Genomic DNA, 13019 nt, shown 5'->3' with positions numbered 1-13019 from the left:
AAGAAGGAGGGCCTCCACACCGTGTGTGAGGAGGCCGGCTGCCCGAACATCTTCGAATGCTGGGAAGACAAGGAAGCCACCTTCCTGATCGGCGGCTCCGAATGCACCCGGCGCTGCGACTTCTGCCAGATCGACACCGGCAAACCCTCCCCCGTGGACATGTTCGAGCCCACCAAGGTGGCCCGCTCGGTCCAGGCCATGCAGCTGCGYTACGCCACCGTSACCGGYGTGGCCCGCGACGACCTCGCCGACGAGGGCGTCTGGCTCTACGCCGAGACGGTCCGCAAGATCCACGAACTGAACCCGGGCACCGGCGTCGAACTGCTGATCCCTGATTTCTCCGGCAAGCCCGAGCACATCGCGGCGATCTGCGACTCCAAGCCCGAGGTCTTCGCCCACAACGTCGAAACCGTGCCCCGGATCTTCAAGCGGATCCGCCCGGCGTTCCGCTACGAGCGCTCCCTGGACGTCATCACCCAGGGCCGCAAGCTCGGCATGGTGACCAAGTCGAACCTGATCCTGGGCATGGGCGAGACCCGCGAGGAAATTTCCGAGGCGCTGCGGGACCTGCACGAGGCCGGCTGCGACCTGATCACCATCACCCAGTACCTGCGCCCCTCCGAGCGGCACCTGCCGGTGGACCGCTGGGTCAAGCCGCAGGAATTCGTGGACCTGCAGCACGAAGCCGACGAGATCGGCTTCCTGGGCGTCATGTCCGGGCCCCTGGTGCGTTCCTCCTACCGCGCCGGCCGGCTCTGGGCCACCGCGATGCGCAAGAAGGGCTGGGAAATCCCGGCCGAACTCGCGCACATCGAAAGCTCCGGCAGCACCCGCCAGGAAGCCAGCTCGCTGCTGGCAGCTACGGCCTGAACAACCCAACCTTGATGCCCAAAACCTGATGCCCAAAAACCTGATGCCCAAAAAATCTGATGTTCAGAGAGGACCAATGATGTTCCCCATCAGAATAGAAATCATCCCTTCCGGGGGAATCGTTGAGCGCGTCACGGACCTGGTGCCGTTGACCACGACGCTCACGGTGACGTGCCTGCCCCATCACGGCATCGAGCGGACCATGCGCACTGCCGTGCAGCTTGGTGTGCTGGGCTACACCGTCATCCCGCACCTCGCCGCGCGGACCCTGCATGACCGGGCCGAGCTGACCGGAATCCTCCGCGACTGCGATGCCGCCGGCATCCGCGAGGTCTTTGTCATCGGCGGGGACCGGAAGCAGCCGGCCGGCCCGTATGAGTCCGCCCTTCCTCTGCTGGAGGACATCGCGCAGTACACAGGCGGGTTGATGCGGGCAGGCATTGCGGGCTACCCGGAGGGCCACCCCTCCGCCGGCCCCGTGGAGGTGCTGGACGCCCTCCTGGCAAAACAGCACCTAGCCTCGCACGTTGTGACCCAGATGTGCTTCGCCCCGGAGAAAATCCTTGATTACGCGGCGCTCCTGCGCCGCGAAGGCGTTGAGCTGCCCATCTGGGCAGGGGTGGCGGGGTCCGTGCCCCGGACCAAACTGGTCTCGCTGGCTACGCAGATCGGCGTCGGAAGTTCCCTGAAGTTCCTGAGCCGGAAGGGCCCGCTGGCCCGCAAACTCCTGAGCGGCGACCACTACTCGCCGCAAAGCCTGGTGTCCGGGCTGGAAAACCAGCCTGGCAACCTCGCGGGCATCCATCTCTACAGCTTCAACAGCCTTGACTCGGTTCCCGGCGGACCGGGTCAGGCGCCCATCTCAGCAGCACTCCAGACAGCATTGATTCGAGGAGCAGCACGTGACAACTGAAACCGTAACTTCCCACCAGGAACCGCATCTTGAGCGGCAGCTCAGCAACCGGCACATCCAGCTGATCGCCATTGGCGGCGCCATCGGCACCGGCCTGTTCATGGGCTCGGGCAAAACCATCTCCGCGGCCGGGCCGTCCGTCATCTTCGTCTACATGATCATCGGCTTCATGCTGTTCTTCGTGATGCGGGCCATGGGCGAGCTCCTGCTGAGCAACCTGAACTACAAATCCTTCAGCGACTTCGCAGCGGACCTCCTCGGGCCCTGGGCCGGCTTCTTCACCGGATGGACGTACTGGTTCTGCTGGGTGATCACGGGAATCGCGGACGTCATCGCCATTGCCGGCTACTCCAAGGAACTCTGGCCGGGGCTGCCGCTGTGGATCCCGGGCCTGGCCACCGTGGCCATCCTCCTGCTCCTGAACCTCACCACGGTGAAGGCGTTCGGCGAGACGGAGTTCTGGTTCGCGCTGATCAAGATCGTCGCTATCGTGGCGCTGATCGTGGTGGGCCTGTTTATGATCTTCAGCGGGTTCCAGTCCGATGCCGGCCCTGCCAGCTTCACAAATCTGTGGAGCCACGGCGGATTCTTCCCGAACGAGTTCATGGGTTTTGTGGCCGGCTTCCAGATCGCCGTGTTCGCTTTTGTGGGCATTGAGCTGGTGGGCACCACCGCCGCGGAGGCCAAGAACCCGGAGAAGAGCCTGCCGAAGGCCATCAACTCCATCCCGATCCGAGTGCTGCTCTTCTACGTGGGCGCCCTGATCATCCTGATGTCTGTCACTCCCTGGACCCAGTTCCAGGCTGGCCACAGCCCGTTCATCGCCATGTTCTCCCTGGCAGGGCTCGGAGCCGCGGCAACGATCGTGAACCTGGTGGTGCTCAGCTCGGCCATGTCCTCGGCCAACTCCGGCATCTACTCCACGTCGCGCATGGTCTACGGGCTGGCCCAGGAGGGCGACGCGCCGTCAGTCTTCAGCAGCCTGTCCCGGCGTAAGGTCCCGCAGAACGCCCTGTTCCTGTCCTGCGTCCTCCTGCTCTCCGGCGTGGTGCTGATGTACGCCGGACAGGACATCGGCAAGGCCTTCGACATGGTGACCACCGTGTCGGCCGTCTGCTTCGTGTTCGTATGGTCCATCATCCTGGCCAGTTACCTGGCCTTCCGCCGTCGCCGCCCGCACCTGCATGACGCGTCCAAGTTCCAGATGCCCGGCGGAATCCCCATGGTCTGCGTGGTCTTCGCGTTCTTCGCCTTCGTCCTCTGGGCGTTGACCACGCAGCCGGACACACTTCTGGCACTCCTGGTAACGCCGGTCTGGTTCATTCTGCTCGGCGCCGCGTGGTTCGTGCTGCGCCGGCGCCCCGCGCACTTGGCCCGCTATGAAAGCTTCCAGGCTGAGCTCGCGCAGGACGAGGAATCAGCTGTTGCGCGAAAGTTTGAGAAGGTGCAGAAATGACCGCACAGACCCCAAACAGCCCCGAGCCTGCAGCTGTGGAACCCGGTGCCACGGCAGAGCACATCCTGACCGTCGACTGTGTTGAGTCGCCGGGCATCGTCCATTCGGTCTCGGGATTCCTGCTCAACCACGGCTGCGACATCCTGGACATCAAGCAGTACGGGGACAAGGGGCAACGGCACTTCTTTATGCGCGTCCACTTTTCCTCGGGTTCCTCCTCCGACGCCTCCTTAGGGCAGGATTCCTTCAGCACCGAGGACCTGCGCCGCGACTTCACGCCTGTGGCCGAAAAGTGGGAGATGAATTGGCAGCTGGAACCGCACGGCCGCAAACGCCGTGTCCTGGTGATGGTGTCCAAAATGGGCCACTGCCTCAACGATCTACTCTTCCGGGCACGCACCGGCGACATCCCGGTGGAAATCGTCGCGGTGGTATCCAACCACCGCGACCAGGAGGGCCTGGTCCAGTGGCACGGCATCCCGTTCTTCCACCTGCCAGTCACCAAGGACACCAAGCCCGAGGCGGAGGCCCGGCTAATGGAGCTGGTGGACGCCTTCGACGTGGAACTCGTGGTCCTGGCCCGTTACATGCAGGTCCTGAGCGATGAGCTCTCGGCTCAGCTGGCGGGACGGACCATCAACATCCACCACTCGTTCCTGCCCAGCTTCAAAGGCGCAAAGCCGTACCACCAGGCCTACGACCGCGGCGTCAAGACCGTGGGCGCCACGGCTCACTACGTCAACGCCGAACTCGACGAGGGCCCGATCATTTCCCAGCAGGTCATCGAGGTGGACCACACGTACACCGCTGATGACCTGGTGGCGGTGGGCCGGGACGCCGAATGCGCGGCCCTCCGCAACGCCGTCCGCTGGCATTGTGAAGGCAGGATCCTGCTGCTCGGCAACCGCACCGTCATCTTGCGGTAGGCCATGAAACCGACAAATGTGCCACGCTGGCGCCCAGTGTCGTGGAACGCCTTGCCCGGCGGGCAGCCGGTGAGGCTCTCGCAGGACGGCCGCCCTATCGGCTCCGGCACCGTGGACGGAACCACGCCAGACGGATCCATCATCTGGGTTGTCCTTGACGGCTGGTCCGAACGGCGAATGTTCCACCGGGAGGATTATGTTCGGGTCGAAATTAGCGCGTAGCCGGCCGCGGCCAGCGCGCGAGTCATCGCACCGGAAGCGCGCTGATCGGAGGTTGCGCAGGGAAACCTGGGCTGTCATTCTCGCGGCCGGTGCCCTGTTGGCAGTGATCCTGTGGCAGGCACTGTCCTATGGAAACTGACAAAACGCCAGCGGACGACGCCGACTGGGCTCCATAGAAGGTCAAGACGACGGCATCAGAGTCCGTCGAATTCAGACTGGTTCGATTTTGCTGGGCCGGGGTTCAGCATGATGTCCGTTCTGCTTGCTCGGGATCTCGGTCGGCGCTCAGGGGAGCGCGTAGACGCGTCGGGCGTTGTCGCGTCCGACGAGTTGCACGATCCTGCGGGCGTCCGCCTCGGAACAGTCGTCGTCGTCGATCCCTCCGCCGACTACCTTGGTGATTGCGTTGCGCAACAGTCTCGCTCCGAGGTAGTGAAGTTCGGCTGGGCCGCCACCGCCGCGCAGCTCGCCGCCTCCATCACCTTCCTGCTCAGCGACGACGGCACCAACGTCAACGGCGCCGCCGTCGCTCGTTTACCTGCGTCAGGAGGGCGGCGCAGCGACGGTTCAAGTCCACCCTCCGGACGCCGCGACCGGCTTTCTGGAAAAGTTGCGCAGCCAGGTGTGGACAAACCTGAGGTGATAGGGCAGCTGATGACGGCAGCGCCGACAGCCAGGGTTCTGGAAGAGGTGGCCCGTCAGGGCCAGGGCGCGGGCTGACCGCTGAGAATCCGGTGGTCCACGCCGGATGAGCTAGCCGCAACTTCATGCTGTCCCAGGACGACGGCGGGACATCCCGCCGTCGTCCGATTCCATGTCCTCCCGCGCCCCGTCGGCTCTTGGGCTCTTGACCTATATTCGGACGAGGGGAAAGGATCGGACTGCATTGCCGGCACAAAGGAAGGCGGATTTCTGAATGGCTCGAATGCCGCCAGCCACGGTGGACGTGAGTGACAGCGTTGTCCAGCGCCTCGTCCGGAACCAGCGGCCCGACCTCGGCGATTGTCCCTTTGTGCGGGTTGCGAACGGCTGGGACAACGCGACCTTCCGGCTCGGTGACGGCCTGGCCGTCCGGCTTCCGCGCAGGGCGGAGGCCGTTCCGCTGATACTGCATGAGCAGCGCTACCTTCCCGACATAGCTCGCCGCTCCCCGGTCGCTGTTCCTGTCCCCGTCCATGCCGGCAGGCCGACGTCGGACTTTCCATGGCCGTGGAGCATCGTACGGTGGGTCCCCGGAGCCGCTGCGGCCGACGTCGGCCCGGCAGGCCGCGGGCCGGCGGCTAAAGGCCTGGCCAATTTCCTGCTGTCCCTTCACGTGCCCGCCGAAACCGGAGTCCCGGTCAACCCTTTCCGAGGCGTGCCGCTGACGGACCGTGACGCTGTGCTGATAGAACGGCTCGGGGACCGCGAACGCTACCCGCAGGCGGCAGCGCTGAGAGCAGTGTGGGCGCAGGCCTGCGCCGCCAAAGCCTGGGATGGTCCGGCGATGATGCTCCACGGAGACCTCCACCCTGGCAACATCCTGCTGGCGGACGACGGCTCCCTGGCCGGCGTCATCGATTTCGGCGACGTCGGGGCAGGGGACCCGGCTGTCGATCTTGCGGTGGGGTGGCTGATGTTCGACGCCGGCACCCGCCGAGGGTGTGGAAGGCAAAGCAGTTGCGGAGACGTTGGAGGCCATGGAGGCCTCCCTTGCCAGGTTGTCTGCATTTGCCGGTCGCGGAGCCGGGAACGCGGCCTCGACTGGCGCTGACCCTCTTCGGGACGAAGCGGACGCGTGCCTGGACGGTATGGCTGAGGTCGCCAGCATGGAAGCCAGGCTGGCCGCCCTGAAAGTGCACTTCGCCGCCGGATGTGCCCGCGCTGCCGTCGCCATGGCGGGCCCAGCCGATTCCCCGCAGGAGCGCACCGCCCAGGAAATGGCCGTGACAGCAGAGGTGGCCTGTGTCCTGACCGTGAGTGAAAGATCGGCGGCGGCGCTCCTGGCAGAGTCGGCCACCCTGACCACTAAGTTGCCCCTGACGCTGGCTGCGCTGCAAGTAGGCAGCATTTCATGGCAACATGCGCGGGTGATGTGTGATGAAACGTCCGGTCTGGACCTCGCCGCGGCGGCTGCTTTGGAGGCTCATTTCCTGGACCCCGAAGCTCCCTTTGCCGCGCGTGGCTGCCCGGCGGGGGAGCTGGTGCCGGGCAGGTTCCGGGCCAAGGCGCGCAGATGGCGTGAGCTGCACCATCCCGTAAGCATCGAAGCCCGCCACCGCAAGGGTGTGGAGGACCGTCGGCTGGAATATGTGCCGGACCGGGACGGCATGGCCTGGCTCTCGGCCTATCTGACTGCGGATGTGGCGGTGGCTGCATGGTCCCGTGCCACGGAAGCGGCCCGTTCCCTGCAGGAGCCGAATGAATCCCGGACCCTGACCCAGCTCCGTGCGGACGTCGCCGCCGACTGGCTGTTGGCGGGGGTGGCGGAAGGAACTCCGTCACCCAAGGCGCAGGTCCTGGTGACCGTGCCGGTGCTGTCTCTTTTGGGCGCCGAGTCGGAACCGGCCACGCTGGACGGGTATGGTCCCGTTCCGCCGAGCATGGCCCGCCGGCTTGTAGGGGATGGCGCTGGATCGTTCCTGCGTGTGCTGACCGATCCGCGCAATGGAGCGCCGCTGGAGATCGGACGGACCAGCTACCGGGTTCCGAAGGCGATGCGCCAATGGTTGCGGCTTCGGGATGGCCGGTGCCCTTTTCCGGGCTGTAACAACCATTCCCTGGATAACGAAGCGGATCATCTGTTGGCTTGGTCCGAGGGAGGCGGCACCGGCATCACCAACCTTGGCCAGCCATGCCGGCGGCACCACCGGCTCAGACACACCACAGCATGGAGGCCGGTTGACGCCACCCGGGACCAGCCACCCGGCTGGATCTCACCCGCGGGACGCTCCTATCCAAGCGAACAACAAGACTGGGAACCACCACGCTGGCCGCCGCACCTCGGCCACGCGCATGAAGGCCGGGAGTCGGAACCGCCCGACTGGCCGGACGAACTTGCCGGCGCCGTCGGACCCGGAGAGACCGGGCCGCCATTACCCGTGGATCCCTTTCCCGACTGGGCACGGTTCATCGCGGCGTAGGATCGGTGCTCCATGTTCCCCTCCCCGTCCAATGAGAGGTTCGAAGGATGTGCCGGCTATTGGCCTGCACCCTGCCTCCGACGTGACCCCCCGACGTGACCCTGAAAGGCCGGATCGGCCAGGACCCGCGCGATTCAGGCCACCGTCCCCACGCCCATCACGGCCCGGGTCAATCTCGACTCACCGGACGGGTTCGTCGGGTCTGCCTGCTGCGGCGATCATGCGACGCATGACGCCGAGTGGACGGGGAAGAAGGCCTTGATGAAAGTTTCTTCATGGCCGTTTCATCCCTGCCTCATTGTTGTAATTCACGCTGGACACACGAATGGCTTGCGCCGGAAGAGCCTGGGTATGGGGAAGTAGGTGCATGGTGGACGGAGCATGGCTGTCTACTGTTCGGGGGCTCGGCACGCCTGGAACGTGTCAATCTGCTGCGTCGCACCACTGGCTGGCGCCTCCGCCGGTCCATGGAATTGATTCCATGGATTGGCCCTCCGCCGTTCCGGCGTCTGCCGACGACGATACCGGCACGTCCTGGCTGGTTCAGCGGGCGTGGCCAGAGAAGACACCGGGAGAATTTGTACTGGAGGTCCGGACGCCGGGAGTGCCCGGCGTCCGGGGAGCTTATTTGCGTCACGGGCAGTTCGAACTTATCCCGTTGGACGATCCGGGACTTCCCGCCTTGCGGGGGGAAGCGCAGCAGGGGGAATTGATTTCGTATTGGCCGTACCACCAGGCTGTCGTCCGGGCGGAGGGCCGCTATATAAAGATCTTCGGGGCCGGGGGCGCCGTCGTACCGGCCGAGCGCTGCGCGCAAATGGAGGTCCTGCTGGACGCCGGCAACTTCACAACGCCCAGAATCCTTCGTCAGAGTTCCCAGGCGGACGTCATCGTTTTCAGCGCCATGCCGGGACCGACTCTGAACGAGCTGGGCCGGGTGGAAGCGGCCGTCTGCGATGAGGCGTTCGCCAGGGCCTGGGAGAAATGGTCGCGCGCCTGGGTCGCGGAACTGAACGGCTCCCATGGCCCAGCAGCACGCGGCGTTCTCGACAGCCTTCCGCTCCGTTCTGCAGAGTGGGAAGCGACGAAGGTGTGCCGACGGGTGGACGACTGGTTGCGGCACAATGAAAACGTCCCCGAGTTGTCGCCTCAGCGCGCTGTCCTGCGCGCCGCTGTAGAGCAAGTGGCCATGAACCTGATACGGACGGCACCGGATCCGGTGGTATGGGCCCACGGAGACCTGTACGACAAGCAAATCATCGTTCCTGACGGCGACATCCCGCCCGGACTGCTGGACTTCGACAGTACGGCCCGGCACGAGGCCGCCCGGGATCTGGCCGGCCTGGACGTCCATCTGGAGCTTCATCTACGCAATAACCGCATGACGTCGGCACGCTACCTGACGGCTCACACGCAGGTGCTGGCCGTGGCCGAGGAACTGCGCGTCAGTCCAGCCCGGTTCGATGCGTACTCGGACGCCATCTGGCTCCGTCTGGCACTTTCGCCGCTACCTGGCCGCTTCTCTCTGGCCATCGGCGTCCTCGCGGAACGGGCCGAAAGGAGCTGAGGCCCTCGAAGCGGCCAGCCCGGCGAGCCCCTGGCAAGTTTTGTAGGTTAGGTGCTCACTTAGGTGCAAAAGCGACAGAATGATTGCTACTCTGGATTCTGCACCTACAGAGAGTGAGCAATGATGCTTCTCGAAAGAGACCTCATCCAGTCCGTCGGCTTCCGCAACGTAACGGACGGCGGACGTGTAACCGGCTTTCAGTTCCGGGTCCGGATGCCTTCCTACCGGGGCATGGCCGCGTCCCTCATCGATGGCATCGCCGTTCGCGTGGGCGGCATCGTCGACGTCGGACCTGACGTTCCGCTGTGGACCTTCGGCGGGCGGACCTACACCCTGCAGCAGCTCTGGGAAAGTGATGGCGTGCGCTGGCCCCTTGAGGAAGCGGCAGTGGTCACCGTTCCCCTCGATGGCGGCCTGCCGCAGGGCGTCCACGAGCTCTCCATCGAGCTGCGGCTGCGGATGTCCTACATACCAGTCGAGCACCAGCCCACCACTCACCGGACCAGCCGCAAGGTGACGCTCGCACCGGAAGGCGGCGAAGGTACCTTCCGCTACGGCGTTTCCCTCTACAGCTTTATGGGCGATTACGGCACGGTGATGGACCTTGAGACGGCGCTGGCCGCCGTCGCTGACGTGGGCGCCACCGGCGTCGAGATCCTCGGCGAGGGCCACGTTCCCAACTATCCGGAACCGTCCCCGGCCTGGATCGATAACTGGTTCGGCCTGCTGGAGAAGTATTCGCTGGAGCCGACGAACTACGGTTCCTGGATAGACACCCGTCTTCACCCGGGCCGCACCATGACTGTCGCCGAGGGTGCGGAGGCCCTGCAGCGGGATCTGCGGCTTGCCAGCCAATTGGGTTTCGGCTTCGTGCGCCCCAAGATCGGCGTGGTGTCCAGCGATCTGGTCCCAGACCCCATCTGGACCGAATCCGTGGAACGCTCCCTTGATCTGGCCCACGAGCTGGGGATCATCATCTGCCCGGAGATTCATTCGCCGACGCCCATCAGGCACCCCGTCGTCGAGGACTACATCGGCCTCATCGAACGGACTGGAACCAAGAACTTCGGCCTGCTCATCGACACCGGAATCTTCCAGGACCGGCCCATTCCGCTGCGCGCAGGTGAGACCCGCGAGACCCGGCCGGCCTTCCTCGACGGCATCGGCGTCGACCCCGCCGACTTCGCCGATATCGCCCAGTATGTGGTGTTCGTCCAGGCGAAGTTCCACGACATCAACGAGCAGCTGGAAGACCAGCAGATTCCCTGGCTGCCCGTGCTCAAGGCCCTCAAGGACTCCGGCTACACCGGTTATCTCTCCAGTGAATATGAAGGCGAACGCACGCCATGGCACGCCATTGAGCAAGTGCGGCGCCAACACGCCCTGATCCGCCGCATCACCGGCGAACTTACCTGACCCATCCCCTTTTCCCAGTAAAGAGAGCAACAATGCCAAACGGACTTCTTGACGATGCAAGCCTCCGCACCCATCCCGACGGTCTCGCGCTTGCCCTGACCCTGCCGTGGTACCGAAGTCTGTGGCTCTCCTCGGTCTCCAGCCTGCGGCTCACCGTCGACGGCCAGGATATCCCCGCCGGGAACTTGTCCCTGGAACTGGGCGGTGTCCGCTATGCGCTCCCGGACCTGCCCGCTCAAAGCGAAACGCTCTGGTACCTCCAGGAACATCCCTTGCTCATCGCCACAACGGAGAGCCCTGTTGCCTTGGGCAAGCAGCACACCGTCCGGCTCATCGGTGAGCTGCGCCTGCCGTACATGCAGATTGCTCCCGGCCAGGATGGCGGTCCCGGCATGTACGTTCCCAACTTCGTGAACCAGACGTTGGAGCTGACCGTCACGGACAGGGCTGCGGCGGCACCGGAACTGACGACGGCGGTCACGCCGCCCCCACCGAAAGCGGAGGAAGATCCGTTCTCACTGGGGCTCACCCTGTACTCGGCAAGCGCCGAATTCCGGGCCGGCTGGTACGACTTCGACGGTCTGCTGAACCGCGTGGCCGAGCTCGGCATCGGCCCCGGGATCGAAATTGTGGCATCGCAGGTCCTGCCTGCCTATCCCAACGTGACTGACGACTTCGTGCGCTCGTGGCAGCGCGCCTTCGACAAGCACGGCTTCACCGCCAGCTCCTTCGGCGCCAATCTGGACATGGGACGCCACCGTGACCGCGACATGACCCCGGACGAGGAGTACGAGTTCACGCAGACACTCTTCCACGGCGCCAAGAAGCTCGGTTTCCCGCTCGTCCGCATCCAGAGCGCGAAGCCGGAGCTGCTTCGCCGGCTGCTGCCGCTCGCCGAGGACCTCGAACTCAAACTTGCCTACGAGATCCATGCACCGCTGGGACCCAACTCGCCCGAGATCATGAAGGTCCGCGACGTCTACGCCGAGCTTGATTCACCGCTGTTGGGCTTCGTGGCTGACTTCTCCTCAACCATGCACAGCATGTCTCCCACGCTACTGCGCGCGGTTCGCCGTGCCGGGCTGGACGATGAAGCTGTCGAAAGGCTGCAGGCTATCTGGGGCACTGAGGCGCCGATGCGGGTGCGGCAGGAGGAGTTCATTGCCTACCTGCGGGGACGTGACTTCGATCCTGCCCGGCTTGGATCCTTCGCCCACCTGGCGTTCAACATGCACGGCCACGTCAACCCGAAGGAGTGGGCTGACATCATGCCGCAAATCATGCACGTCCACGCGAAGTTCTACGACATTGATGAGCAGGGCAACGAGCCGGCCATCGACTATCCGGAACTGGTCCGCGTATTCGTCGAAGGCGGCTACCGCGGTTACTGGTCCAGCGAATGGGAAGGCCATGCCTTCGCTGAGCTCGGTGAGGTGGATCCGCTGCTGCTGGTGCGGAAGCAGCATGACCTCGTCCGCAAGAGCATGCGGACGGCGCTGGCATCAGCCTGACCTGAAAGACCGACGTCCCATAGCCTCGATGCCCGTCCGTTTAGCCGGCCGGGCATCGAGGCATTTAAGGGGCTTCCTTGGTTGCGGCGGCTGCCACGATATCGGCAGCCTCTTTGAAGAGGCCCCGCATCCACTCATGCTCGGAGTCGCGGTTGTGCACGGGGTGCCACCACAATGCATTAACCAGCGGCGTGGCATCGAAGGGCAGCGGCAGGATCCGAATCCCGCCCACGCGCAGGGCGAACGGCACCAGGGCCGCCTGGATGAGCGCGATCCGGTTGGTCCCAACCACAAAATGCGGCAAGGACTGGAAACTTTCAACAACCACGTCCACGCGGGGCTCAACGCCCAGCTGCTGGATCTGCCGTTCCGCAGATGTTGAGGCTGAGCGCGTCTGATAGGTCATCACCCAGGGAAGTTCAGCGATGTTTTCCATGGTGATTTGCTCGCCGACGGCTTCATTGGACGTGGAGACCACGGCCACCCACCCGTCCCTCCACAGGTCCAGGTAGGGCAGCCCGGTGAGGAATCCATGGGGAATCACCATGCCGTCCACCGATCGAAGGCGGTTGGCTGCATCCTCCACCACCATCGGATTGTGGAGCATAAACCGGAACCGGACACCTGGGGCGCGCTCGGCTGCAAGCTCGGAAACAACCCGGCCAATGGTGGTGAAGCCGTAATCCGAGCCGTAGATGGAGAACTCGCGCTCGGATTCTGTGGGCTCCCAGGTGGCCTGGCTTTCGAAGACGCGGCGTGCGGCCTCCAGCGCGGTGGTGGTGTGCTCCGCGAGCCGGAGGGCGAAGGGGGTGAGCTCGTAAGCATTGCCGCGGCGGGCCAGGATCGGGTCCCCAAAGTGGGATCGGAGCCGGGCGAGCGAGGCGCTGAGCGCCGGCTGGCTGAGGTGGAGCCGCTCGGCCGCCCTGGTAACGCTTCGCTCGGTAATGAGGGCATCCAGCGAGATCAGCAGGTTGAGGTCGAGACGGGAAAGCAGGACATGTTTCGTCACGGCGCAG

11 protein-coding genes and 1 pseudogene are annotated in these 13019 nt (G+C 64.8%); 10 read left to right on the top strand and 2 right to left on the bottom strand.

Features of this window, described 5'->3' with window-relative positions; genetic code table 11:
- The 4 genes from lipA to purU all read left to right on the top strand — a co-directional run.
- Positions 1-870: lipoyl synthase (gene lipA / locus AC1DBX_RS13460; RefSeq protein ID WP_476931969.1), on the top strand; the 870-nt coding region annotated here is incomplete at its 5' end.
- Positions 871-946: 76 nt separating this feature from the next.
- A complete protein-coding gene (locus AC1DBX_RS13455; protein ID WP_476859991.1) occupies positions 947-1783 on the top strand; it encodes a methylenetetrahydrofolate reductase in 837 nt (278 codons plus the stop codon).
- The gene (gene cycA, locus AC1DBX_RS13450; protein WP_476873467.1) at positions 1773-3239 is read left to right on the top strand and encodes a D-serine/D-alanine/glycine transporter; all 1467 of its coding nucleotides are present in this window, start codon (positions 1773-1775) and stop codon (positions 3237-3239) included. Before AC1DBX_RS13455 ends, cycA begins: the two co-directional genes overlap by 11 nt.
- Positions 3236-4165, top strand: a complete 930-nt coding sequence (gene purU / locus AC1DBX_RS13445) for a formyltetrahydrofolate deformylase (protein WP_230007914.1) — start codon at positions 3236-3238, stop codon at positions 4163-4165. The genes cycA and purU overlap by 4 nt, the downstream gene beginning before the upstream one ends.
- Positions 4166-4672: 507 nt before the next feature.
- On the opposite strand, the gene AC1DBX_RS13440 is transcribed toward purU, so the two are convergent.
- Positions 4673-4801: a hypothetical protein gene (locus AC1DBX_RS13440; protein WP_476931968.1), complete on the bottom strand. Its 129-nt coding sequence runs from the start codon at positions 4799-4801 to the stop codon at positions 4673-4675.
- A 36-nt stretch (positions 4802-4837) separates the two neighbouring features.
- Between AC1DBX_RS13440 and AC1DBX_RS13435 the strand changes: the two are divergent.
- The 6 genes and pseudogenes from AC1DBX_RS13435 to AC1DBX_RS13410 all read left to right on the top strand — a co-directional run.
- A pseudogene (locus tag AC1DBX_RS13435) lies at positions 4838-4918 on the top strand (short-chain dehydrogenase); the annotation flags it as partial.
- Between the two features lie 415 nt (positions 4919-5333).
- Positions 5334-6140 (top strand): aminoglycoside phosphotransferase family protein, encoded by an 807-nt coding sequence (locus AC1DBX_RS13430; RefSeq protein WP_476931967.1) that lies wholly within the window; start codon positions 5334-5336, stop codon positions 6138-6140.
- Positions 6067-7509, top strand: coding sequence for an HNH endonuclease signature motif containing protein (locus AC1DBX_RS13425; RefSeq protein WP_476931966.1), 1443 nt, complete (start codon positions 6067-6069; stop codon positions 7507-7509). Before AC1DBX_RS13430 ends, AC1DBX_RS13425 begins: the two co-directional genes overlap by 74 nt.
- Before the next feature lie 709 nt (positions 7510-8218).
- A complete protein-coding gene (locus AC1DBX_RS13420) occupies positions 8219-9076 on the top strand; it encodes a phosphotransferase (RefSeq protein ID WP_476931965.1) in 858 nt (285 codons plus the stop codon).
- 123 nt (positions 9077-9199) lie between these two features.
- Positions 9200-10492, top strand: coding sequence for a C-glycoside deglycosidase beta subunit domain-containing protein (locus AC1DBX_RS13415; RefSeq protein ID WP_476931971.1), 1293 nt, complete (start codon positions 9200-9202; stop codon positions 10490-10492).
- A 32-nt stretch (positions 10493-10524) separates the two neighbouring features.
- Positions 10525-12003, top strand: coding sequence for a sugar phosphate isomerase/epimerase family protein (locus AC1DBX_RS13410; RefSeq protein ID WP_476931964.1), 1479 nt, complete (start codon positions 10525-10527; stop codon positions 12001-12003).
- Between the two features lie 64 nt (positions 12004-12067).
- Here AC1DBX_RS13410 and AC1DBX_RS13405 read toward each other — a convergent pair whose 3' ends face one another.
- Positions 12068-13012 carry a LysR family transcriptional regulator gene (locus AC1DBX_RS13405; RefSeq protein ID WP_223913469.1) on the bottom strand — a complete coding sequence of 315 codons (945 nt, stop codon included), beginning with the start codon at positions 13010-13012 and terminating at the stop codon, positions 12068-12070.
- Positions 13013-13019 lie beyond the last annotated feature (7 nt).

This window comes from Arthrobacter sp. 10N44_2, from assembly GCF_056394385.1.
The sequence above is the reverse complement of the archived record's forward strand: the minus strand, read 5'-3'. Positions and strand labels throughout refer to the sequence as shown.